Below are 23,481 nucleotides of genomic sequence, written 5' to 3'. Positions count from 1 at the left end.
GGGGCAGCGCGAAGCGCTGAGCCCGGAATCCATCGGGTCGCGGAGTTGGTGGATGAATGGATTCCGGGCTCGCGTTACGCGCGCCCCGGAACGAGGTTCGCTACACCTGCCGTCCCGCCAGATTCTTCACCGCAACCGCATCGCGCTCCTCGATGATCTCCGCAATCATCTGGCGGTGGCAATGGGTGTGGTCGCGCTCGTAGCAGAGCAGGCACACGGGGCCGGCCTTCTTCACCAGCGCCGAGAGTTCGTCCATCGCCTCTTTGGCCTCCGGCGCCTTCAGGTGCTTCGAGAATATCTTCTCCAGCAAATCGTATTGGCCGCTGCGCGCAGCGAGGCGACCTTCCTTCGGCGTGCCCAGCGCGGCGAGGTGGACGTAGGCGATGCCGCGCTCGTCGAGACCCGCGGCAAGCTGCTTCTTGGAAAATCCCGGCCGCCGTGACGACGTCACCGCGCGCACGTCGACCACGAGCTTGACGCCGGCCTGTTCGAGCTCGTCCAGCACCGCCTCGGGCGGCGTCTGCTCATAGCCGATGGTGAACAGCTTCCTCGCCTTTGCCATGGCCCACCTCAGTTCACCCTTGCAATCAATTCCATGGCGCCGGCGGGGGCGCGCACCTTGCCTTCGTGGATGACATAGGCGAACACGTCGCGCGGCTCTTTCTTCGGCTTGGCCTTGTCGACTTTGGGCAGGTCCTCCGGTTCACCGCCAGAAGCCCAGGCCTGAAGACGCTCGGCCCAGGCATCGAGCTGCTTCGGCGGGTAGCAGGTCTTGATATCGTCATTGCCCTTCTGCAGCCGGGCATAGACGAAATCGCCGGCGACATCGGCAATCGCCGGATATTTGCCGTGTTCGGCGAACACCACGGGCGTCTCGAACTCGCGGATCAGCGCCACGAAGTCCGGCGCGCAAAAGCTGTCGTGGCGGACCTCGACGACATGGCGCAACGCGCGTCCCTCGAGCTTGCGCGGCAACAGCTCGAGGAACTTGCCGAAATCGGCGCCGTCGAACTTCTTGGTCGGCGCGAACTGCCACAGTACCGGCCCGAGATGGTCGCCGAGTTCCAGCACGCCTGAATCATAGAACCGTTTGATGGAATCGCCCGCTTCCGCCAGCACCCGCCGGTTGGTGGCGAAGCGCGGTCCCTTCACCGAGAACACGAAGCCGTCGGGCACCTCGCTCGCCCATTTGCGAAAGCTCTCCGGCTTCTGCGAGCCGTAATAGGTGCCGTTGATCTCGATCGAGGTCAGCTTCGAGGCCGCGTAGGACAGCTCCTTCGCCTGCGTCAGCTTCTCCGGATAGAACACGCCGCGCCAGGGCTCGAAGGTCCAGCCGCCGATGCCGATGAAGATGTTGCCTGATTTCTTGGACGCGGTTTTTGCTTTGGCCACGGAAGGATCTCGCATCGACGTGGAGGGGATGCGTCATCCTAATCAAACCAGTTGTGATTGGCCAGTTGCTGCGTCCGGTCTAAGGTTGCCACGGGATCTGCGATAAAGGAGAAAAAGATGCGGATGCTGATGGTGGGGGCGGCGCTCGTCATGATGACATCTGCTGCCATGATATCTCCGATCATGGCGGATGACGACGATGCGAAGGGCGCGCAGAAGCTTGCCATGCAGGGCCGCGACGATTACTGGCATTGCCTGGCGCGGGAATATTCGCGCGACAGCAATCAGGGAATGTCGCAACAGGATTTTGGCCGCTCGGTCGCCGGCGCCTGTCCGTCGGAGCGGCAATATTACCGGGTGGCGCTGCTCGACTATCTCACCACGCAATATCCCGATATCGATGCCGGCGCCCATCTCGCCACCGCGAACAGGGCGGTGGAGGCCGCGCAGAAGGACATCGTGACGGCCTTCGTCAAGCAGAGGCCGCCGGCGAAATAGCGAGTGGCGAGCAGGGAAGACGCCTGCGCCGCCTCATTCGGCGCCCGGCGCCCTTCCGGCTCAGCGCGCATCCGTGATATCAGGAGGCCTATCTGGAACAGGGATGGGTTTCCATGGCGTCTGAGTCGGTAGGGGGCATTTTCGGCGCGATCGTTGCCGCGGTCGTGCTTGCGGTCGCTGTCGTGTTCGGGCCGATCGGCCAGTACGGCAAGCCGCCCAAACCGGCGAAAGTCGAGCCGGCTCCGGCTGCGGCACCCGCCGCCCCCGCCGCGCCTGCGCCGCGCGGGCCGATTATCCGGGAAGTGCCGAACCAATAAGGCACAAAAATCGTCGTTTTCGTCCCTTGCGAAGCGATCCTGTCATTCCTATCTAGCCTTTAACGGCGACGTTGAGCGAAAACTCCGGCGCTGGAACGACCTTGGAATAGCTTAAGGCTTGCGCCGGATGTACGCGCAGCCCGCCGTTCCGGGGTCGTTGGCATTTTAGGGTCCCTTTTGGGGCATTCCCCACAGAACCTCCGGCTTGGCAGCGCAGGACGCGGCGGATATACGCTGCCGTCATGAATGAAGCGATCAGACCGGGCTCCGACAATCAGCTGCAGGCTCTCGAAGGGCCGGAACTGTCGGTCATCGTCCCGACCTTCAACGAGCGCGACAATGTCGCTGTGCTGTATCGGCGGCTGGAGGCGACACTCGCCAACGTCGCCTGGGAGGTCGTGTTCGTCGACGACAATTCGCCCGATGGCACCTGGGACGTCGTGCGCGCGCTGGCGCAGCAGGACAGCCGCGTGCGCTGTATCCGCCGCATCGGCCGCCGCGGCCTGTCGGGTGCCTGCATCGAGGGCATCCTGGCCTCCAGCGCGCCCTATGTGGCCGTGATCGACGCCGACCTCCAGCACGACGAGACGCAACTGCCGAAAATGCTGTTGCTGCTCGCAAGCGACGAGGCTGACCTCGTGGTGGGCAGCCGCTACATCGAGGGCTACAAGACCGAGGGCTTCAACAAGCAGCGCGCCGGCGCCAGCGCGCTGGCGACCGAGTTCGCGAGGAAGATGCTACGGGTCGAGATCGCCGATCCCATGAGCGGCTTCTTCATGATCCGCCGCGATCGTTTCGAGCAGCTCGCGCCGAAGCTATCCGTGCACGGCTTCAAGATCCTGCTCGACGTCGTCGCGTCCGCGCACGGCGGCTTGCGGGCCGTCGAGATTCCCTACACTTTCGGCGCCCGCCAGCACGGCGAGAGCAAGCTCGATTCCATGGTCGCGCTCGACTTCCTCGGCCTCGTGCTGGCCAAGCTGAGCAACGACATCGTCTCGCTGCGCTTCATCCTGTTCGCGATGGTCGGCGGCATCGGCCTCGTGGTGCATCTCACCACGCTGTTCATCGGACTTCGGCTGTTCAAGGCGCCGTTCCCGGAAGCGCAGGCCGCCGGCGCGATCGTCGCCATGACCAGCAATTTCATCCTCAACAACTTCCTCACCTATCGCGACCAGCGGCTGAAGGGCTTTGCGCTGCTGCGCGGCCTCATCGCTTTCTACATCGTGTGCAGCGTCGGCCTGCTCGCCAATGTCGGCGTCGCCTTCTCGGTGTACGACCAGGAGCCGATCTGGTGGCTGGCCGGCATGGCGGGAGCGCTGATGGGCGTGGTGTGGAACTACGCGATGTCAGGCCTGTTCGTCTGGCGCAAGAAATAGCGCGATATGGCTGACGCGCGGATCGTCCGCAACACCGCGCTTTTGATTCTGGCGCTGGTCGGCCTGCGCCTCGTTGCGGCCGCGTTCACGCCGATCACTTTCGACGAAGCCTATTACTGGATGTGGTCGAACAACCTCGCCGGGGGCTATTACGACCATCCGCCGATGGTCGCCTACGTGATCCGCGCCGGCACCATGATCGCCGGGAATACCGAGTTCGGCGTCCGGCTCGTTTCGGTCCTGCTGGCGCTGCCGATGAGCTATGCGGTCTATCGCTCTGCCGCGATTCTGTTCGGCGGCGCGCGCGTGGCGGCGACCAGCGCGATCCTGCTCAACGTGACCATGATGGCCTCCGTCGGCACGCTGATCGTGACGCCGGATGCGCCGCTTCTGGTCGCATCCAGCTTCGTGCTGTTCTTCCTCGCAAAAGTACTGGAGACCGGCCGCGGCGTCTGGTGGCTCGCGGTCGGTGCGGCCGTCGGGGCGGCGCTGCTGTCGAAATACACGGCGATGTTCTTTGGCGCCGGCATCCTGATCTGGCTCGCTTGCGTGCCGAAGCTGCGTCGCTGGTTTCTCTCGCCATGGCCCTATCTCGGCGGGTTCGTTGCGTTGGCGCTGTTCTCGCCGGTGATCCTCTGGAATGCGGATCACCAATGGGTCTCGTTCGCAAAGCAGCTCGGGCGCGCGAAGATCGAGGACTTCCGTCCCGTCTTCATCGCCGAGCTGATCCCGACCCAGATCGCGTTCGCAACGCCGCTTGTCTTCATCCTCGGTGCGATGGGCCTGCACGCGCTGACCTGGCAACGCGCCGGCGCCCTGGCCTCGCGCGTGCTGATCGAGACGATGTTCTGGACCATCGTCGCCTATTTCGTCTGGCATTCGCTGCATGCCCGCGTCGAGGCCAACTGGTTCGCGCCGGTCTATCCGCCCTTCGTTGTTGCCGCTGCGGCCGCCGCGAACCTTGCGCAGTGGAAGCCGCGTGCGCGGCGCCTGGTGGATTTCTGCCTGCGCTGGGCCGCGCCTGTCGGCATCGTGATGTTTGCGGCGCTGATCGTGCAAGCCAACACCGGCTGGCTCTCGGGATATCGCCGTGATGCCACCGTGCGCAGCGTCGGCGTCGGTTGGCGCGAACTCGCCGCGGGAATCGAAGCCATGCGCGCGCGCTATGGCGCGACCTGCGTGCTCGCGCAGGACTATGGCACTACGGGTTGGCTCGCCTTCTACTTGCCGCCCGGCACCTGCGTGGTGCAGCAGAACCAGCGCATCCGCTGGGTCAACATGCGCGAGCCCGATCCAAAGCTGCTTGCGGGCAAGCTGCTCTATGTCGACGAACTGCGTCCGGACGGTCATCCCGTCCTCGACGACCTATTTGCGAAAGTCACGCAGGTCGCGCAATTGCAGCGCAAGCGCGGCCCGCTCGTGGTCGAGACCTACGGCGTCGATCTGCTGGAGAACGCCAAGGGCGACGTGCTGGACCGCTCGCCGCCGCCGGAAGCAAGGTAGCGGCCTTAATCGATCATCTCGGCCCTGGCCGCGGCCTGGCTCGGTCCGTCCCGGTCGCGCCAGAACCACACGGTCACGACGCCGGAGCGGCCACGGATCCGGGCGAGCAGGGGGCCTGACAGAACGCCGTCGGGAGCCCCGTGGAAGTCGGCCGTATCCAGCAGCGTATTGCTCAGGGCGAGCCGTGCATCGTTCTGGACGGCGACTTCCATCAGCCGGCTCGCGACGTTGACGGTGTCACCGGTCGCGGTGATGTGCTGATGGCTTTCGCCGAGGCGGGAGGCGACGATCTCGCCGAAATGCGCGCCGATCTTGAAGCCGAGCTGACCGCCGATCGCTGACGGCAGCGAGGCAATCCAGTGTTCGACGCCGCGATGCAGGTCGATGGCGCATTTGAGCGCGCGCGCGGCATCATCGGGCATCGCAGCCGGCAGACCGAACAGGATCATGGCGCCGTCGCCGAGAAAGCCGGTGATCATGCCGCCGCAAGCGACTGCGACCTTGTCGATCAGCGCGTGAAACGCCTGCAGGATTTCTTGAAGCGCATCCGGATCGATCCGTTCGCTTAACGACGTGAAACCGGAGAGATCGATGAAGACGATTGCGGCGTCTTGCCGGACCGGTTTGGACAGGAAGTTCGGATCGCGCGCCAGCCATTCCTGCACGGCCGGTGCCTGGAATTGCGCGAGAGACCTGCTCTTGGCGGCGAGATATTGCGTTCGGCGGCCTCCGGCCCACAGCTGCACACCGGCAAAGATCGCAACCGGCGGCACCGCGGCGGCGAGCGTGGTTGCCGCATTCAACCAAACGCCATGCGTGAACGCGAACGCATTGAGACCGGCCCAGGCGATCATCACAGTGGCTGCGGCCATGATGCCGAGTGCGCTGCGCCGCCACGCCAGCAAGCCGACCAGCAGCATCGGCAGCAGGATCGCAGCAAACGCGTCGGCGATACGGACCCTGTGGTCGCGCACGATGCCGTCGCCGGCGACCAGATGAGTGATCGCGGTCGAGACGACCTCGACGCCGGGCATCAGGGAATCGAACGGTGTGGGATAGAAATCGCCTCCGCCTGCGACCGAGGCGCCGATCACGACGATCCGGTTCTCGATCGCCGAGCGATTGAGCGTGCCGTCAAAGACGCTCTGCGCGCTGACGGTGCGGATGGTGCGGCGCGGGCCGTAATAGGTGATCGGCAGCGCGAAGTCGGTATCGGTCGGCACGGTGCGGTCGCCGAGCATGAGATGATCGGGCGCGATCGTCAGCGGCTTGTCGAGCGCGCGCGTTGCGACGCGCAACGGGAACGACAGTTCGACTTTGTCGCGGGTCCGGAACAGCATCGGCACCGAGAGCGGCGAGCCCGATTGTCCCGTCGCGACATTGACGATGCCGACCTCGGCGTGATCGGCGAACGCAGGCAGCGGCAGCAGGAAACGTTCGGCTTGCGGCAGCACGGCGAGGGGACCTGCGCTGCCGGCCTCCACGGTCTCGCTGGCGGAGGGGAAGATCGCCGCGGCGGCGAGCACCATGGGGCCGGTGGCGAGCGTGTTGGCCAGCGTGGCGTCGCCGATCGCCGCGCTGCGGTCGACCAGCAGAAGATCGATCGCGACGACCTTCGGCTTGAATTGCACGATGGTGTCGACGACGCGGGCGAGATCGGCGCGCGGCAGCGGATAGCTGCCGCCGCGCTTCACCACGGTGTCATCAATCGCGACGATGGTGACGAGATCGGGCGGACGCTGCACGCCGCGGACCTGGGTCCGCCAATCGGTCAGCGTTGCTTCCAGACGGTCGAGAAAGCGGAGATGGCCGCCTGCGTGCGCGGCATAGATGCCCGCGCCCCACAGCGCGGTGAGAGCGAGTGCCGCCAGGATCTGAACGCGTCTCGTCATTACGTCTTCTTTTTCGTCGGGGCCTGCGGGCCGCGGTCTATTGACCAAGTCTCATCGACCAAGCCCTATTGACCAAGTCTTATTGGCCAAGTCTTGCCATGAGAGCGTCGATGCGCGGCTGGCCCCACTGCTTCACCGTCAAGGGCCCGGTCGCTTCCACGTCGACGCCTTCGCCGGGGCCCAGCACGACGCCGCGCCCACGCGCCCTGCGGCTGACGCCGACGCGACCGTCGGCGACGAAGACGGAGGTCTTGGCCTCAGCGACATCGACGGCCCATCTGGTGCCGCGCACCGCTGCAATCGCCTGCGGCGTCAGCACCTTGAACGGGTTCCCGCCCGGCTTCCTGGGCACTTCGACCAGCAGGGCTTTGCTGCTCAACTCGACGGAGTCAATATGTCCGTCGCGGTTGGCGTCCTTTAGTTCAAATCTGGCGCCGTTTTCTGCGACGATGGTGATGCCGTTGTCGCAGCGCCAGGTCTGCGTGCCCGCGGCCGAGGCCGACGATGTGCAAGCTGCATTGGCAGGCTGCGCGACCGTTCCAATCAACAACGACCATGCCAGAGCAAAACATCCGGCGCGCGCGAACCTTCTCATGCCAGCCTCCGTTTGCATGCCCGGCACAGTTCAAGGCGATGTTGATACGGTACCGTATCACACGCAGAGGCTGCTGAAAAGTGCCGCTCCACTAGCTATTTTCTCGCCCCGGCCTTTTCCAGAGAGGTGCGATCAACTTTCGGTCAGGGGCGCAAGTGTGAGCGTCCGAACGCGCTGTGTGATGTGCGTGACCTTGCCTCCCTCGCTTGTGTCACTCGCGCTGTTGGGAAGGGCAATGCACCAGCCTCGCGCAACGCTTCCCCGCTATCTTCCAGGTGTCGAAGGCCACGAAAACGACTTGGTTGGGTGGCCTTGGAGAGGTGACCGGAGGAGCCTGCTCGCTGCGCCGATCCTGCCGAGAATTATAGTTAACAGACCCGACTAAGTCCGTAGTTCCGCGGGCTTTTTTCTCGAAATGGGACGACTTGGGGAGTTGCCCCACATCTGCCCGAACTTAATCCGCATTTAACTAAAAGTCGCCTTAATGACGCTCCGACCCTCTGCGAAATGCTGTTCCCGGATCGTGACCAGCGGCACTTTGAAGGGGGACTGAGTGACACCGTCCTGGACGCAAGGCGAATGAGTACGAGTATCGCTGCGCAGAGTAACGCGGCACGGAAGTCTAAGAATTCTCTTCGGAATTCTTCCCGGAAAATGACAACGACCAATTGGCTCGGCGCCGCGGCCGTCGGCTGCGTCGTGATGGGCGCCGGCTGGACCATCTACAGCAACGTCTTTGGCGCGAGCGTCTATCCGACCGTCGGCAGCACCGGCTATGACGCGCCGGTGCTCAAGCGTGCGCCCAAGGTCGCGCTGCGCGAGGCCGGCGACGCTATCAAGGACGCTTTTGCGCTCCTGCCCGACCGGTTGCAGGTCGCCGCCCCGATCTCGCGTGAGATGTTCAACGAGCGCTTTGCTGCGGCTGCGACCCAAGGCGTGGCATCGAACGCCGCCAGCGCGGCGCCGGCAACCCAGGTTGCCGTGGCTAAAGACGCGCCGAAGCAGAGCGTGATCGCGAGGGTCGCGGAAGCGCTGAAGCCGTCGGCCCCGGCCAAGATGGCCGAGAAGGCGACTGACAAGGCTGCCGACAAGTCCAAGCGCACTCCGGATGCCCAGATGCAGCTGGCCTCGGCCGATCCGGCGCAGATCGTGCCGGCGCCCGAAGCCAAGAAGTCGTTCGCCGATCGCGCCAAGGCAGCGGTGATGTCGATCACCGGTCCGCGCCAGTCGATGGTCGAAAAACTCTGGGGCAAGCGCGAGCCGTCAGGCGGGCTGCTGGCCTATGCCTCGGCCGATGCCAGCGTGACCGCGTCCATCGCGCCGAAGGAGCAGAACCCGATGTTCGGCGGTGCGCCGCCCTACGAGCGGGACACCGCGGTCTACGATATCACTGCCAAGACGGTGTATCTGCCCGACGGCACCAAGCTCGAAGCGCATTCCGGCCTCGGCTCCAATCTCGACGATCCGCGCTCCCAGCGCACGCGCATGCGCGGCGTGACGCCGCCGCACATCTACACGCTGAAGCCGCGTGAAGCGCTGTTCCACGGTGTGCCCGCGTTGCGCCTGACCCCGGTCGGCGGCGAGAGCGCGATCTACGGCCGCGACGGCCTGCTTGCCCACACCTTCATGCTCGGGCCGAACGGCGATTCCAACGGCTGCGTGTCGTTCAAGGATTACTACGCGTTCCTCGACGCCTACCGCAACAAGGGCATCCGCAAGCTCGCGGTGCTGGCGCGGGTGGAGTGAGGCCGGTGCGCGGCGCAAAGCGCGCCCGGCTACCGCTTGACGAAAGTGAAACTGCACGGACGCAATTCGTTGCGTTTGCCACTGCCGCGGCTCCGCTCGAACTGCGCGTCGATCGTGTAGCCATAGGGTGAGCCGGGAGCGCTGTTGTTGACGGTATAGGCGCTTGGACCCGTGAGGCCTCGCGCGCTCAGCGTGGTTTTCCCGTCCGCTCCTATTTGTCCATCGATCGCGAGCGTGCTGTTCGTCCGCGGGTCCCGATCCTCCGCATGAAATAGGCCATTGGCGATGGTGGCCGACAAGGCTCGGGTATAGCCCATGGCCTTGCCGGAGCTGGCACAGCTCACGGTCACGTCCCACTTGCCGTCAAAGGTCCTGCTTTCGCCGGCCGCAGGGGCCGCTGCCACCTTCTGCTTGAGGCCATCCATCCGCGCCCTGGCGAGACTGGCAAAACTGCAATTCGAAAATCGCGCCAGATGATCCTCGAAGGCGCCGACGGTGCCGATGCCGTCCGCGGCCTTCCAATGCGCCTCCGCGGCCGCGCAAGGGTCGGCCCGCGGCGCGGCCGGCGCGACGGTCACCGACACCGGTCCGTTCAGGTAGAACTTGCCGATGATCGACAGCGACAGCTCCGGAAGCTGCGTTTTGCCGCTCGCGTCGTAGACGTCGCTGCTGATGTCGCGAAAGACGTCGCCGATTTCCTGCGGCTCCTCGATGTGTTTCAGGAACGCCGTCGTGTACGGGCTGTTGCGGCCGGCGCCGTCGGCTGCGACCTGGCCAGATTGCGTCGAGAACGACACGATGGTGCCGCGCGGCGCCTCGACCCTCGACAGGCCACGCCCGACCGAGGCGGCCCGCGTCGCAGAACGTTTGAGAGTTTCCGCCAGCGGATTGTCGCGGCAGGAATCGAGCACGAGGATGCGCAGGTTCTTGGCCTGCTGCAGATCGTTCACGATGTCGTCGACCCGCACGAAGCGCTTGAGGTCGGCCTCATCGGTCAGCATGGCGTCGACAGGCATCAGATAATTCACGCCGTTGTACTGCATGGCATGGCCGCTGTAATAGAATATGGCGACGTCAGCTCTGCTCGCGGCGCGCGCGAAGCGGATGGTCAGGTCCTGCATGTCGGCCTGGCGCAGGTCGATGCCCTGGATCACCTCGAAACCGCTGCGCTTGAGCGAGCTTGCGACGTCCTCGGCGTCGTGTGACGGATTGGGAAGTTGAGCCGTGGAGGTATAGGCGCCGTTACCGATCACCAGCGCGACCCGCGTGTCCGCAAAGACGGAATCAAGGCCAAGCCAATAGGCGAGGAGAGCCAAACAGAATCCGGGCAGGTGACTTTTAAAAAAGAAGCGCATGAAAGCCGTCCGGGAAAAATTGAAAAATATCCCGTCAGATTAGCGCATGCCGCGCCGACTTCAATGCCCTCGCGATCGCGCCTCTAAATTTGGCAGCCGTGGCATCCTTGTCACGCCGCGAGGGTTTTGCGCAGCGCCATCTCCGTTGCGACCGCCTGCCGCACGGCTGGCCGCGCCTGCATGCGCGCGAGATAGGCCGACAGAGACGGCCATTGCGCGATGTCGACGCCCGCGGGACGGAGCAGCAGCAAGGCCCAGGTGAGATGCGCATCCGCGACGGTAAAGCTGTCACCGACGAGGAATTCGCGCTCCGCCAGATGCGCTGCCGGCACCGCCAAGGTCTGTGTGATCCTCGCACGCGGCTTGGCGAGCGAGCCGTCGTCCTTGTACCAGAAGGTCGGAAACAGGAACGCCTTGTGGATCTCGGCGCCGACGAAGCTCAGCCATTCCTGCAGGCGATAGCGATCGGGATCGCCGAACGCCGGCGCAAGGCCCGCCTTCGGATTCAAATCTGCGATGTATTGCAGCACTGCCGCGCTCTCGGTCAGCCGTTCGCCGCTCTCCAGCATCAGAACCGGCACCGCGCCCTTCGGCGACACGCCGCGGAAATCGCTTCCGTCGTCCACGACCTGCTTGGTCCAGATGTGGGCGAGGTGATACTGCGCCTCGATACCGGCCTCCATCAGCGCGATGCGGCTCGAGAGCGAGCAGGCCATCGGAAAGAAATAGAGTTGCAGCATCGGATGCTCCGTCAGGCCAGCGCTTCGCCTTGCGTGATGATCGCGAAGCGATCCGACAGCTCCGCCAGTGCGACCTCGTGGATCGTCCGGGCATCCAGCGTGCCGCCGCGGCCATCCGGCAGGTCGCGGGTCGCGCAGGCATCGGCCGCGATCGTCGTGCGCAGGCCGAGGTCGAGCGCGGCACGGGCGGTCGAGGAGATGCACATGTGGGTCATGAAGCCGGCGAGTACGATGTTCTTGCATCCGGCCGCGGCAAGCCGGGTTTGCAGATCGGTGCCGGCAAAAGCGTTCGGCAGTGCTTTTTCGATTACGGGCTCGCCTGCGAGCGGCGTCAGGCGATCGACGATCGCGCCGCGCGCGGCCTCGCGGTCGAACAGGCCGCCGGCGCGGCCCTTGTGCGCGACATGAATGATCGCAGCGCCGCTCTCCCGGGCCCGCGCGAGCAGGCGCGCCGCCGCGGCGATCGCGGGCTGCGCATCGGGCAGGGCCAGCGGGCCGGCGCAATATTCGTTCTGAAGGTCGATCAGCACGAGGCAGGCCTCGTTGAGCTTCGGCGGATTGAGATCGGCGCCGGAGAGTTCGAGCAGGGTCTTGGGAGCAATCATGTTGGTCAGGCCTTCCAGGCATATCGATGACACGACACTAGCGCAGCATGGGCCTGCCATTGTGCAGGACTATTGCAGCTTGTGGCTGCAGAATTGCAGGGGACAGCGAGCCCTGCTAGGCTCGCCGCCATGAACTGGGACGATCTGCGCATCATCGCTGCCGTGAGGGACGAGGGCACCTATGCCGGCGCCAGCGCGCGGCTGCGCATCGACGAGACCACCGTCGGCCGCCGCCTCGCGCGCATCCAGCGCGATCTCGGCGTGCCGTTGTTCGATGCCGTGGATGGCCAGCGCCGTCCGACGCGCCATTGTGAAGCGGTGCTCGAGCATGTCGGCGCGATGGCCGCCCATGTCGCGGCGATCGACCGCATCAAGGAGAGCCAGTCCGGCCCGGTCGGCCGCCTGCGCATCGCCTCGACCAATGCGGTGGCTGAAGAGCTGCTGGCGCCTCACGCGAGCAGCTTCCTGCGCGATCATCCCGGCCTGACCCTGCAATTCCTGACCTCCAGCGGCAACGTCAAATTCTCGCGCTGGCAGGCCGACCTCGCCATTCGCCTGCGCAAGCCGGAGAAGGGCGACTTCACCATCTCCAAGCTCGGCGATGTCAGGCTGTATTTCTTCGAGCCCGCCGACCGCATCGGCGGCGAGCCGGTCGCGTGCGTGTATCCGGACGAGCTCGACACGATTCCGGAGCAGCAATTCCTGCGAGCGAAGCGGCTGACCAACGTGCGCTGCGTCACCGACAATGTCCGCATCATCAGGACCATGATCCAGTCGCACCAAGTCGTCGGCGTGCTGCCCGAGCACAGCTGCGAAGGCCTGCTCGCCGACCGCAGCCTGCGCGCGACGCTGCTGCCGAGGCGCCGCGACGTCTGGCTCTTGGTGCAGAACCACCTCAAGCGCGATCCCGCGACACGCGTGACGATCGACTGGGTGAGGCACTGCTTCAAGGAGCTTTCGCGCGGCTGACGTTTGCCGACGTTCGGGCCTTCGCATTGAACGCAGTCTGCGCGACCTGCGACCAAGATCAGAGCGGAGATTGCACGCGCGCGAAGGTTGTGTAATCTCGCGACAGGTCTCGATCAGGGCAAGTGCATGACCACTCTTTCGCAAACGATCCGGCCGTCGAGGGCGCAAGCGCGGGAATGGAAGGCGATTCTCATCCTGATCCTGCTGGTCCCGGTGCTGTGGTCCCCGCTGATCCTGTTTCGCTTCGTCCTGTACCAGCCGTTCAGCATACCCTCCAATTCGATGGTGCCGACGCTGATGGTCGGCGACTATGTCTTCGCCGCGAAATATGCCTATGGCTACGGCCGGTATTCCCTCCCGTTCGCGTTGTCCTGGATCTCGAGCCGCGTCTTTGCTGCCAATCCGGAATACGGGGACATCGTCGTGTTCCGGACGGCGAAAGACAATTCGTCCGACTACGTCAAGCGCGTGGTCGGCCTGCCCGGCGACCGCATCCAGATGCGGCAGGGCCAGCTCTTCCTCAACGACAAGCCGGTGACGCGGGTTGCACTGAAGGAGACGCTTGCCGGTTCTGCCTGCGGTGTGGACGACGGCGCGACGGTCAAGCGCTGGCGCGAGACGCTGCCGAACGGTGCGAGCTACGTGACGCACGACTGCGTCGACAACGGTTACCTCGACAATACCAATGTCTTCACGGTGCCGCCGGGCCATTTCTTCGTGCTCGGCGACAACCGCGACAATTCCACCGACAGCCGCATGATGTCGGCGTTCGGTTTCGTGCCGATGGACAACCTCGTCGGCAAGGTGACGCGCATCTTCTGGTCGCTTGATGAAGACGGCGAGCCGCGCTTCGAGCGGATTGGGAAGGTGGAGTGAAGGCCACCGTCATTCCGGGGCGCGCCCACCATTCTCTCGTCATTCCGGGGCGCGCCCCTTTTGGGCGCGAGCCCGGAATCCATAACCACAGGCCTTAATTGGCTATCCCAGGATAGAGATCATCCCAATTTGGGTTCTGCTCCTCGATGAGCCGCGTCTTCCAGTCGCGGCGCCACTTCTTGAGTTCTTTCTCGCGGGCGATGGCGGTAACTGCATCGTCGTAGATCTCGAACAAGACGAGCTTCTCGACGCCGTACTTCGTCGTGAATCCGCGCTTTGCGCCGCCCCGGAATGACGAACTTGCCACCATCTTAGCGTGTACCGCCCCTCAAACAAAAACCCCGGCATCGCTGCCGGGGTTTCGTAGGTCTCGAGGGTGCGTGGACCTTAGAAGTCCATGCCGCCCATGCCGCCGCCGGGGGGCATTGCCGGGCCGGCGCCGCCCTTCTTGGGCAGCTCGGCGACCATGGCTTCCGTGGTGATCAGCAGGGCCGCAACCGAAGCTGCGTTCTGGATCGCTGCGCGAACCACCTTGGTCGGGTCGATGATGCCCTTCTTGACCAGATCGCCGTACTCGCCGGTCTGGGAGTCGAAGCCGTAGGCGTAGGTCTTGTTCTCGAGCACCTTGCCGACGATCACGGAGCCGTCTTCACCGGCGTTGATCGCGATCTGGCGAGCGGGCGCGGAGAGCGCCTTGCGCACGATCTCGACGCCGGTCTTCTGGTCGTCGTTCTTGGTGCGCAGGCCCTTGAGCTGCTCGGAAGCACGGAGCAGGGCGACGCCGCCGCCCGGGACGATACCTTCTTCGACAGCCGCGCGGGTCGCATGCATCGCGTCATCAACGCGATCCTTGCGCTCCTTGACCTCGACCTCGGTCGCGCCGCCGACGCGGATCACCGCGACGCCGCCAGCGAGCTTGGCAAGACGCTCCTGGAGCTTCTCACGGTCGTAGTCCGAGGTGGTTTCCTCGATCTGCGCCTTGATCTGGGCCACGCGTGCCTCGATGTCGGCCTTCTTGCCGGCGCCGTTGACGATCGTGGTGTTCTCCTTGTCGATCATCACCTTCTTGGCGCGACCGAGCATGTTGAGCGTGACGTTCTCGAGCTTGATGCCGAGATCTTCCGAGATCGCCTGGCCACCGGTCAGGATCGCGATGTCCTGCAGCATCGCCTTGCGGCGATCGCCGAAGCCCGGAGCCTTGACGGCCGCGACCTTCAGGCCGCCACGGAGGCGGTTCACGACGAGCGTGGCGAGAGCTTCGCCTTCGACGTCCTCGGCGACGATGACCAGCGGCTTGCCGGTCTGTACCACGGCCTCGAGCAGCGGGAGCAGCTCGTTCAGCGAGGAGAGCTTCTTCTCGTTGATGAGGATGTAGGCGTCGTCCATCTCAACGCGCATCTTGTCGGCGTTGGTGACGAAGTAGGGCGAGATGTAGCCGCGGTCGAACTGCATGCCCTCGACGACGTCGAGCTCGGTCTCGAGCGACTTGGCTTCCTCGACGGTGATGACACCCTCGTTGCCGACCTTCTTCATGGCGTCGGCGAGGAACTTGCCGATCTCCGCGTCACCGTTGGCCGAGATGGTGCCGACCTGGGCGATCTCGTCGTTCGAGGTAACCTTCTTGGAGTTCTTGACGAGGTCCGCAACGACGGCTTCCACCGCCATATCGATACCGCGCTTGAGGTCCATCGGGTTCATGCCGGCGGCAACCGACTTGGCGCCTTCGCGCACGATCGCCTGCGCCAGCACGGTCGCGGTGGTGGTGCCGTCGCCGGCCGCGTCAGCGGACTTGGAGGCGACTTCGCGCACCATCTGCGCGCCCATGTTCTCGAACTTGTCGTCGAGTTCGATCTCCTTGGCGACGGTGACGCCGTCCTTGGTGATGCGGGGAGCGCCGAACGACTTGTCGAGGACGACATTGCGGCCCTTCGGGCCGAGCGTCACCTTGACGGCGTTGGCGAGGATGTCGACGCCACGCAGCATCTTGTCGCGTGCATCGACGCCGAATTTGACTTCTTTAGCTGCCATCTGGATTTTTCCTTAGGTGTTTGGCTGGGTGAGAGAGGGGGCTCTTAGGCCGCCTTCTTCTTGGAAGCGGGGACGTCGAGGACGCCCATGATGTCGCTTTCCTTCATGATCAGCAGGTCGACATTGTCGATCTTGACCTCGGTGCCGGACCATTTGCCGAACAGCACGCGGTCGCCGACCTTCAGATCGATCGGGATCAGCTTGCCGGCTTCGTCACGGCCACCAGGGCCGACGGCGACGACTTCGCCCTGCGAAGGCTTTTCCTTGGCAGTGTCGGGAATGATGATGCCGCCAGCGGTCTTCTCTTCTGCGTCGATGCGCTTGACCACGACGCGGTCGTGAAGCGGACGGAATTTCATGCAGTCCTCCTAAGCAATTGCTCGGGTTGATGTTTCTGGATTGTTAGCAATCCCTGCTAGCGAGTGCCAGCAAGGCACTGCTCAGATAAGCCAGGATTTTTGCGGGAGCAAGGGCTTGTAGCAGATAAATAAGCACTCGAGAGAGCAGGTTGCCAAATCCCTTAGCCATCGTTAACCGGGCTTTGTGACCATATTAGCACGGAGCCGCATCTGCTGCTAAAGCATTGAATTTCAACAGCTTGTTAAACTTTTGGGCTTGAGATGGGTTGTCAGTTTGCGTCACATTTCTCTCATGTGAGCGCATCTCCTCCGGGTGACTCGTAAGCAGCGTACCGGCAAGCCACCCTTTGAATGCGCTCCTGCAAAGGAGGTTGGCATGGTCTCGCGGGTTGGGGTTGTTTCCGACGACTTCCGGAAACAGGTGCTGGGTTACGGGCTGACGACGGCGCAAATTCTCTATCGGATGCCGGATCATCCCTCGCTGCTTCAGACCTACATCTGGCAGAACTACGACATGTTTCCGAAATTCCCGGCCCTGAAGGATTTTCTGGCCTTCTGGCAGGAGAAGCTCGATGGTCCCCTCCATTCAGTCACCGTCGCGCACTCCAAGCTGATCAAGCCGGCCGAGTTGCGCGCCGTGGATGGCGTGTTCCGGCTGCATTGAGACGGCGATCAGGCTCCGGCGCCGCAATAGCGTCTCCACATCGCGCGATAGGCGTCGTCGACCGCTCGCCCGTATGAGACCGGGTTGCTGGCGGCTGCGGTCCGGATCTTGTCGGGCAATTCGCGGCGCAACCGATCGAGCTCGCTGATCGCAGAACCTCGGCTGGTTGCGATCTCGATGTACGCCTCACGGCTGTCCGTGACCCAGTCCGGCAGGCCAAGCGCCGTGAGAATGGAGCCGGCAGCACGGCTGGGCAGGCTGTTGCCGAGCTTCGCCACCACCGGCACGCCCATCTGCAAGGCTTCCCATGTGCTGACACCGCCATTCTGCGGGAAGGGGTCGAGGCAGATGTCGACGCGATTGAACGATGCCAGATGGTCGCTTCGCAAGGTTGCGCCGAGCAGATCGACGCGTTCGGCCGGCAATCCGCAAGCCTCGAACCGCGCCAGCAGGTTCTCGCGGACCAGCTGGTCGTCCAGCGCAACATCCTTGACCAGCAGTCGCGAACCCGGCACCCGCTCGAGAATCCTGGACCAGACTTGCGCGGCCTCGTCCGAAATCTTGCTGATGCGGTTGAAGACGCCGAAGGTGACGAAGCCGTTCGAGATCGCCGGCGTTGGCGCCCGCGGAATCTCGGTCGGCAGCGATGCCAGCGTGACGAAGCACGGCAGGTCGACCACAGTCTCGGCAAACAGATGCCGAACCTCGAAGGGAATCGCGACCGGGTCCGAGATCAGGTAATCGATCGTCGGCAGCCCGGTGCCGGTGCCGTGACCCCAGCCATGCACCTGGATGGGTGCCGGCTTGCGCGCAAACACGCCGAGACGGTTCCCTCTGGTATGGCCGGACAGATCAATCAGGATGTCGATGCCGTCGGCGCGGATCTCGGCGGCGAGGCGATCTTCGGTCCATTGCGAGGCGTCGCGCCAGCGATCCGCGATCCCCTGAAATTCGCTCGTCGTCGCGTCCACTTTCGACGAACAAGCGTAGCACACGACCTCGAACTGCGTGCGGTCGTGGTGTTGAAGGACCGGCTTGAAAATCAACGCGGCCGAATGCGCGTTGAAATCCGACGAGACATAGCCGAGCACCAGGCGGCGATCCGGATCGCGGCTGTTGTCATGCGGTGCCATCGCCTCTGAAGCGATTTTCGCGCCGACACGCTCCCACCACACCCGGCGCGCCTGCTGATGCCGTTCGACGGTGGCGTCCCCCGCAAAATCGAGCGTGAAGATCTTGTTGGAGATCGCGCTCTGGAGGTCGGGCTGGATGTCGAGGGCTCTGTCGAAACTGGCGAGGGCTTCGTCGACCCGGCCAAGTCCGGCAAGGCAAAGGCCCAGCACCAGGTGAGCTTGAATGGAATCGGGATCAATCGCGAGCGCCTGCTCGCAATCGTGCGATGCCTGGGCAATCTGCTGGATCTGGAGTAGGACACTGGCCCGGGCGAGCCAGCCATTCGCGTCATCGGGAGCGAGCGTGATGGCCTGGTTGCCGTCTGCCAGCGCTTCGTCAAATCGCTGAAGCTCCCGTAGAGCAGTGGCACGGTTCGCCAGCGCCGCGGCATAGTCGGGCTTGATCGACAACGCGCGGTTCAAGCTTGCGAGGGCCTCGTCATAGTTGCGCTGACGGCACAGCGCCCAACCCCGGCCGTTGTGGGCTTCGGCAAGGTTTGCGTTCAGTGCGATCGCCTTGTCGTAGCTGTGGAGCGCCTCCTCGTGAAGATCGAGGGCCACGCTCGCGTTACCGAGATTGGAGAGGGTTGCGGCGTGGTTGGGCCGCAAGGCGAGGGCCTTTCGATAGCTCGCGCAGGCCTCGTCGTGCCGCCGCAGCCCGTTGAGCGCGATGCCCAGGCTCATATGAGCATCGGCAGATCGCGGATCCGCGGCGACGGCTCGGCTCAGCAGGATTTCGGCTTGCTGATAGTTCTTTGCATCGGACTCCAGAGCGCCGAGCATGTGCAGCGCCATGAATTGGTTGGGCGCGAGCTGCAGGATTTGGCGATAGGCAGCCCGGGCCTCGGGGAGAAGCCCCATCTTGTGGAGCTGGAGCGCGTGCCCGAGCAGCGGCAGCATTTCGGCTTTTTGCCGTTTCTGAAGCCGGGCATTTTGAAATGCACGCTGACCTACGCTGTTGCCCATGAATTCATTCCCCCAGAATCTCCCCTTCGAGATTAATTCAGCGGGAAAACGAATACGAGACGATGGCCGCGCGCCACGACAGCTTCGGACAAGCTACGACCGATTGGGTCATCGTGCTGCCGGACCTGCGCCCCGGCAATTGCCGCCTGATCCGGGACTGGATAGTCTGCCCTCGGGTTGTGCCTGTCCGGCGGGCCCGGCTCAGATCAGGGAGGCAGACAATGGCCAAGCAAAAGACATCAAGACCCGCCACGAAGACCGCGGCGAAGAAGCGGAGCGGCGTCAAGGCGGCAGCGCGATCCCCGGCACGCAAGGCGGTGAAGGCGAAGGTTCGCGCTGCCGAGCCGAAGAAGCCCGCACGCCCCAGGCAGCGCATCGCGATCAGCCATCACCGCGAGGAGGACTTCAAGGCCGATGGCCTGCGCGCTTACGCGAAATACCGCGACCTCGGCATCGCCGACGCCAGCCGCGGCCTCGCGCAAGCCCACGTGATCCGTCTGCAAGGTCCTTGCGATCCGGCCGAGGTGTCGAAACTGCATTTTCACGACGTCGACTTCCAGATGGTCTACGTGCTCAAGGGCTGGGTGAAGACCTACATGGACGGGCAGGGCGAGACCTTGATGAAGGAAGGCAGCGCCTGGACCCAGCCGCCGAAGATCAAGCACATGATCCTGGATTATTCCGACGACGTCGAACTGCTGGAGGTGATCCTGCCGGCGGAATTCAAGACAGTGGAGCTGAAGGCGTAGGCCGGTCTCGTCTCTCTCCGCCTTCATTGCGAGCGATGCAATCCAGACCATCTCTGCGGACGCATTTCTGGATTGCTTCGCTTGCAATGGCGAACCGGCTCGCAGCCCGGATGCAGCGCAATCCGGGACAGTGCATCTGGCAGGCGATCATCTTGGATTACGCTTGCGCCAATCCAGGCTGCGCGCCTCCCCGCGAAACGCGCCCCTGCAAGACGCATGCGACAAATTCGCCCGTTAGGAAACCATCAGCAGCTTAGCCGCGTTGCAGCCGGCTTGATATTAATCGCGGCTTTCGTTTCGGGGTTTTGCTTTGGACAGGTTCAACATCGGCGTTCATGTCGTTGCGCTGGCGGCCTCGTTTGCGCTTGCCGTTCCGATCGGGTGGGATCGCGAGAAGCGCGCGCGAAGCGCGGGCCTGCGCACATTTCCACTGGTCGCGCTGGCAAGCTGCGGCTTCGTGCAGGCGAGCGAAAGTCTTCTGGTGCATTCGCCCGACGGCATGGCCAAGGTGATCGAGGGCCTCATCACCGGCATCGGCTTCATCGGCGGCGGCGCGATCCTAAAGCAGGGCAATTCGGTACACGGCACCGCCACGGCCGCAAGCCTGTGGTCCACCGGTGCCATTGGCGTCTCCGTCGGGCTCGGTGCCTACGATGTCGCGGTGACGATTGCGGTGTTCACATTCCTGACACTTCGATTGCTGACGCTGGCCAAGGAAGAGGGAGACCTCTGATCGGGGCTGCTACGGGCTCTCTCGTCATTCCTCGCCGCTTGGCGCGAGCCCGGAAACCATTTTCCGTTATACACCCGCGGCCCAAATGGATTCTCAGTTGCGCAGTGCGCACCGGAGCTCGCGACTTCGTCGCGCCCCGGAATGACGTCGGAGAGACTTACGACAGCACCCCAACGACCGCGCCTATCAAACACGCGTCAGCGTTCCCGTCACGATCGCTAAAAAGCAACCGATCTGCGAAACCGCGCAATTACCAGTCGGATGGTTTAAGCTGCCCTGCAGCGCGGGCGCTAACCAGTCGAAAATACCTCTCCCATCAACTCAAAGCTGTGAAAACGCGGGAATGCTTTCATGGCGACCAACACTTTTGGCCGACGTGGCGTCGCGGCGCCGCCCTCAAGAGCGTCGATTCAACCCGTCGTCGCGCCGATCGCTCCGGAGATCGTGCGTGACCCCGCTCGGCCCTTTCCCAGTGAGGGGACGCTTTTCGGCGATAACAAGCTTCTGGCCGATATCCCTTTTCTCACCATTGGCCTGATTTTTGGCCTGCTCCTGATCTTCGCCCTGCAACGCAGTCTGGCCATCGACATTGCGCGGGACGGCGACCTTGATGTCCGCTCGCTGATTGCTCAGGGCGCCTCCGGTTATGATCTCGTCGTCGGACGAGGAGAGTGGTGGAGGATTGGCCTTGCGCCGCTGCTGCACGGCAGCGGGTGGCACCTCATCAGCAACTGCGTTGGATTGTTCATCGTCGGCGTCAGGTTGGAGTCTCTGATCGGCCGTGGCTGGTTTGCGCTGATCTTCGTCGCCAGTGCAGTGGCGGGTGAGGTCGGCTCTCTGTTGGGCAATGGCCCCGGCACGGTGGGCGTCGGCGCGTCCGGCGCCATTACCGGGCTCATCGCCGCACTGTTCGTCGCGAGCTTCGATCCCGAAGCGGATGCCGATCAAACCATATCGCGATTGAAGACGTCGCTCTTCTTCGGTGTGCCCGCATTGCTGCCGTTGGCCTTCGGTGCCTCGGGCAATGTCAACTATTATGCCCATGCGGGCGGTGCGGTGGCCGGCGCCGCGCTTGCGATCACGCCGTGGCTCGCCTTTTGGTCCTATGACAGCCTGCCGCGGAGCGCCAGCATGACGTTGCTTGCAGCCTCCCTCGGATCTCTGATCTGCGCCGGCTTCGCCGCCGTCCATTATGCGTCCTACATGGCCGATGCCGTGCATTATATCCGTGCGTCGGAAGTGCCGGCGAAGGCTGACGAGATGGTCAGGCGGTCGTTCGATCTCGTCACCCGCTACCCACGAGATGCGCGGGCCCACGTGTTCCGTTCAGTCTTCTTCCTGGAACAAGCGAACCTCAGTGCCGCCGAGACGGAGGCGCGAACCGCCCTGTCGCTCGCTGCTTCGGATGTGGCGGGTGCGCCGGTGCGCTCCGGGGCGCAGGGCTTGATGGCGGTGTTACTGTGGGCGCAGGGACGAACGAGCGAGGCGAAGGCCATGGCGGTCGAGCCCTGCCGTGCCAAGCTGGCTGAGGTGCGCCGCATCTTGCAGAAGTCGAAATTGTGCAGTTGACCGGAATGACCGGTTCGTCGCCCGGATGAGCGCCGCAACATCCGGGAAAGTCTCTGCGCGGCGAAGCTGATCCCGGATATCGCTGCGCTCATTTGGCTACGGCATCAAGCCAATACCCCCACCACCGCGCCCATCAAGCACGTCGTCAGCGTCCCCGACACGATCGACTTCAACCCGAGCGCGTTGATCTCCTTGCGCCGTTCCGGCGCCATCACGCCCAGGCCGCCGATCATGATGCCGAGGCTCGCGAAGTTGGCGAAGCCGCACATGGCGTAGAGCATGATCAGGCGCGAGCGCGGGTCGAGCGTATCAGGCGGCAGCTTCGAGAAGTCGACATAGGCGATCAATTCGTTGAGCACCGTCTTGGTGCCCATCAGGCTGCCGGCGGTGATCGCCTGATCCCACGGCAGTCCCATCAGCCAGCACACCGGCGCCATCACGAGGCCAAGCAGGCGCTGCAGCGAGATCGCGGCGCCGCCGACATTCGGCAGCATGCCGAGCATGGCGTTGACGAGATAGACCAGGGCCACCAACACCAAGAGCATCGCGACGATGTTGATGAGCAGCTCGATCCCTGCGCCGGTGCCCTTCACGATCGCGTCCATCGTGCTGGAGACCTCCATCTCGGGATCGCTAGCGACCCGGGGATCCTCCAGCTTGCCGCCGGTGCGCCTGTCGGAGGTTTCGGGCACCATGATCAGGCTGACGAGGATCGCGGCCGGCGCGCCCAGCACGGAGGCGATGACGAAATGCGCGGCCGCATCGGGAATGAGGGGCGCCAGCAGCGTCGCATAGAGCACCAACACGGTGCCGGCGATGCCCGCCATGCCGCCGGTCATCACCAGGAACAACTCGCTGCGGGTCATCTGCTTCAGATACGGCCGCACGAACAGCGGGGCCTCGACCATGCCGAGAAAGATGTTGGCGGCGGTCGAGAGGCCAACCGCGCCGCCGACGCCGAGCGTTCGCTCCAGCAGCCAGGCCATGCCGCGGACGACAGGCGGCAGCACGCGCCAATAGAACAGCAGCGTCGTCAGCACGCTCATCACGAGCACGATCGGCAGCGCCTGGAATGCCAGGATGAAATCGGCGCCCGGCACCTTGACGTCGAAAGGCAGCGTGCCGCCGCCGACATAGCCGAACACGAAGGCGGAGCCGGCGCGCGAGGCCGCGGAAATCGCACCGACAGCGTGGTTGATGGTGCCGAAGGCGTGCGCGACGACCGGCAGCTTCAGGAGCATGATCGCGGTGACGAAGGTTGCGACGAGGCCGATGGCCGCCTGTCGCAGCGACACGGCGCGCCGGTTCTCCGCAAGCGTGAAGGCGATCAACAGCAATGCGAAAACGCCGAGTGCCGATTGCAAGCGCAGCATGATG

The 23,481-nt window shown here is 64.0% G+C and carries 23 protein-coding genes and 1 pseudogene; 11 read left to right on the top strand and 13 right to left on the bottom strand.

Annotation, left to right across the window (positions count from 1 at the left end; genetic code table 11):
- Positions 1-100: 100 nt before the first annotated feature.
- Genes CIT39_RS22480 through CIT39_RS22470 form a run of 3 tightly spaced genes read right to left on the bottom strand, consistent with a single transcriptional unit; the run spans position 101 to position 1,562 of the window.
- Entirely contained in the window at positions 101-562 is a 462-nt protein-coding gene (locus CIT39_RS22480) for a DUF488 domain-containing protein (RefSeq protein WP_094972190.1), read from the bottom strand.
- 8 nt (positions 563-570) lie between these two features.
- A complete protein-coding gene (locus CIT39_RS22475) occupies positions 571-1,407 on the bottom strand; it encodes a DUF72 domain-containing protein (protein WP_094972189.1) in 837 nt (278 codons plus the stop codon).
- Positions 1,408-1,430: 23 nt separating this feature from the next.
- A complete protein-coding gene (locus tag CIT39_RS22470) occupies positions 1,431-1,562 on the bottom strand; it encodes a hypothetical protein (protein WP_256471808.1) in 132 nt (43 codons plus the stop codon).
- Between CIT39_RS22470 and CIT39_RS22465 the strand changes: the two genes are divergently transcribed.
- The 4 genes from CIT39_RS22465 to CIT39_RS22450 all read left to right on the top strand — a co-directional run bounded on the left by CIT39_RS22465 (position 1,510) and on the right by CIT39_RS22450 (position 5,086).
- Positions 1,510-1,890 carry a hypothetical protein gene (locus tag CIT39_RS22465; protein WP_094972188.1) on the top strand — a complete coding sequence of 127 codons (381 nt, stop codon included), beginning with the start codon at positions 1,510-1,512 and terminating at the stop codon, positions 1,888-1,890. The genes CIT39_RS22470 and CIT39_RS22465 overlap by 53 nt on opposite strands.
- A gap of 113 nt (positions 1,891-2,003) precedes the next feature.
- Positions 2,004-2,207 carry a hypothetical protein gene (locus tag CIT39_RS22460; RefSeq protein WP_094972187.1) on the top strand — a complete coding sequence of 68 codons (204 nt, stop codon included), beginning with the start codon at positions 2,004-2,006 and terminating at the stop codon, positions 2,205-2,207.
- A 242-nt stretch (positions 2,208-2,449) separates the two neighbouring features.
- Entirely contained in the window at positions 2,450-3,583 is a 1,134-nt protein-coding gene (locus tag CIT39_RS22455) for a glycosyltransferase family 2 protein (RefSeq protein ID WP_094972186.1), read from the top strand.
- 6 nt (positions 3,584-3,589) lie between these two features.
- On the top strand, positions 3,590-5,086 hold the full coding sequence (locus tag CIT39_RS22450) for a glycosyltransferase family 39 protein (RefSeq protein WP_094972185.1): 1,497 nt from the start codon (positions 3,590-3,592) through the stop codon (positions 5,084-5,086).
- 5 nt (positions 5,087-5,091) lie between these two features.
- Here CIT39_RS22450 and CIT39_RS22445 read toward each other — a convergent pair whose 3' ends face one another.
- Both CIT39_RS22445 and CIT39_RS22440 read right to left on the bottom strand, forming a co-directional pair.
- Positions 5,092-6,978 (bottom strand): CHASE2 domain-containing protein, encoded by a 1,887-nt coding sequence (locus CIT39_RS22445; RefSeq protein ID WP_094972184.1) that lies wholly within the window; start codon positions 6,976-6,978, stop codon positions 5,092-5,094.
- A gap of 79 nt (positions 6,979-7,057) precedes the next feature.
- On the bottom strand, positions 7,058-7,573 hold the full coding sequence (locus tag CIT39_RS22440; protein ID WP_162308619.1) for a FecR domain-containing protein: 516 nt from the start codon (positions 7,571-7,573) through the stop codon (positions 7,058-7,060).
- Positions 7,574-8,227: 654 nt separating this feature from the next.
- Between CIT39_RS22440 and CIT39_RS22435 the strand changes: the two genes are divergently transcribed.
- Entirely contained in the window at positions 8,228-9,319 is a 1,092-nt protein-coding gene (locus tag CIT39_RS22435; RefSeq protein ID WP_162308618.1) for a DUF2778 domain-containing protein, read from the top strand.
- A 29-nt stretch (positions 9,320-9,348) separates the two neighbouring features.
- On the opposite strand, the gene CIT39_RS22430 is transcribed toward CIT39_RS22435, so the two are convergent.
- The 3 genes from CIT39_RS22430 to CIT39_RS22420 all read right to left on the bottom strand — a co-directional run bounded on the left by CIT39_RS22430 (position 9,349) and on the right by CIT39_RS22420 (position 12,019).
- The gene (locus tag CIT39_RS22430; protein ID WP_094972181.1) at positions 9,349-10,674 is read right to left on the bottom strand and encodes a caspase family protein; all 1,326 of its coding nucleotides are present in this window, start codon (positions 10,672-10,674) and stop codon (positions 9,349-9,351) included.
- Positions 10,675-10,784: 110 nt separating this feature from the next.
- Positions 10,785-11,414, bottom strand: a complete 630-nt coding sequence (locus CIT39_RS22425) for a glutathione S-transferase family protein (protein WP_094972180.1) — start codon at positions 11,412-11,414, stop codon at positions 10,785-10,787.
- A gap of 11 nt (positions 11,415-11,425) precedes the next feature.
- The gene (locus CIT39_RS22420) at positions 11,426-12,019 is read right to left on the bottom strand and encodes a cysteine hydrolase family protein (RefSeq protein WP_094972179.1); all 594 of its coding nucleotides are present in this window, start codon (positions 12,017-12,019) and stop codon (positions 11,426-11,428) included.
- 129 nt (positions 12,020-12,148) lie between these two features.
- Between CIT39_RS22420 and CIT39_RS22415 the strand changes: the two genes are divergently transcribed.
- Positions 12,149-12,988 (top strand): LysR family transcriptional regulator, encoded by an 840-nt coding sequence (locus CIT39_RS22415; protein WP_094972178.1) that lies wholly within the window; start codon positions 12,149-12,151, stop codon positions 12,986-12,988.
- 126 nt (positions 12,989-13,114) lie between these two features.
- Positions 13,115-13,864: a signal peptidase I gene (gene lepB / locus CIT39_RS22410; RefSeq protein WP_094972177.1), complete on the top strand. Its 750-nt coding sequence runs from the start codon at positions 13,115-13,117 to the stop codon at positions 13,862-13,864.
- Between the two features lie 94 nt (positions 13,865-13,958).
- On the opposite strand, the pseudogene CIT39_RS22405 reads toward lepB, so the two are convergent.
- From CIT39_RS22405 to CIT39_RS22395, 3 genes and pseudogenes are all read right to left on the bottom strand, one after another.
- A pseudogene (locus tag CIT39_RS22405) lies at positions 13,959-14,153 on the bottom strand (GIY-YIG nuclease family protein); the annotation flags it as partial.
- A gap of 98 nt (positions 14,154-14,251) precedes the next feature.
- On the bottom strand, positions 14,252-15,892 hold the full coding sequence (gene groL / locus CIT39_RS22400; protein WP_094972176.1) for a chaperonin GroEL: 1,641 nt from the start codon (positions 15,890-15,892) through the stop codon (positions 14,252-14,254).
- Between the two features lie 44 nt (positions 15,893-15,936).
- The gene (locus tag CIT39_RS22395) at positions 15,937-16,251 is read right to left on the bottom strand and encodes a co-chaperone GroES (RefSeq protein ID WP_008139213.1); all 315 of its coding nucleotides are present in this window, start codon (positions 16,249-16,251) and stop codon (positions 15,937-15,939) included.
- 376 nt (positions 16,252-16,627) lie between these two features.
- On the opposite strand from CIT39_RS22395, the gene CIT39_RS22390 reads away from it, so the two are divergent.
- Positions 16,628-16,915, top strand: a complete 288-nt coding sequence (locus CIT39_RS22390; RefSeq protein ID WP_094972175.1) for an usg protein — start codon at positions 16,628-16,630, stop codon at positions 16,913-16,915.
- An 8-nt stretch (positions 16,916-16,923) separates the two neighbouring features.
- On the opposite strand, the gene CIT39_RS22385 is transcribed toward CIT39_RS22390, so the two are convergent.
- Positions 16,924-19,053, bottom strand: coding sequence for an O-linked N-acetylglucosamine transferase, SPINDLY family protein (locus CIT39_RS22385; RefSeq protein ID WP_094972174.1), 2,130 nt, complete (start codon positions 19,051-19,053; stop codon positions 16,924-16,926).
- Between the two features lie 221 nt (positions 19,054-19,274).
- On the opposite strand from CIT39_RS22385, the gene CIT39_RS22380 reads away from it, so the two are divergent.
- From CIT39_RS22380 to CIT39_RS22370, 3 genes are all read left to right on the top strand, one after another.
- Positions 19,275-19,802: a cupin domain-containing protein gene (locus CIT39_RS22380; RefSeq protein ID WP_094972173.1), complete on the top strand. Its 528-nt coding sequence runs from the start codon at positions 19,275-19,277 to the stop codon at positions 19,800-19,802.
- Positions 19,803-20,112: 310 nt separating this feature from the next.
- Positions 20,113-20,535, top strand: coding sequence for an MgtC/SapB family protein (locus CIT39_RS22375; protein ID WP_094972172.1), 423 nt, complete (start codon positions 20,113-20,115; stop codon positions 20,533-20,535).
- Positions 20,536-20,886: 351 nt separating this feature from the next.
- Entirely contained in the window at positions 20,887-22,104 is a 1,218-nt protein-coding gene (locus CIT39_RS22370) for a rhomboid family intramembrane serine protease (protein WP_244607432.1), read from the top strand.
- Between the two features lie 104 nt (positions 22,105-22,208).
- On the opposite strand, the gene CIT39_RS22365 is transcribed toward CIT39_RS22370, so the two are convergent.
- On the bottom strand, positions 22,209-23,477 hold the full coding sequence (locus CIT39_RS22365) for a NupC/NupG family nucleoside CNT transporter (RefSeq protein WP_094972171.1): 1,269 nt from the start codon (positions 23,475-23,477) through the stop codon (positions 22,209-22,211).
- Positions 23,478-23,481: the final 4 nt, after the last annotated feature.

Origin of the sequence: Bradyrhizobium symbiodeficiens (genome assembly GCF_002266465.3) — a bacterium.
GTDB lineage: Bacteria > Pseudomonadota > Alphaproteobacteria > Rhizobiales > Xanthobacteraceae > Bradyrhizobium > Bradyrhizobium symbiodeficiens.
This window is presented reverse-complemented; position numbering and strand designations above follow the sequence as displayed.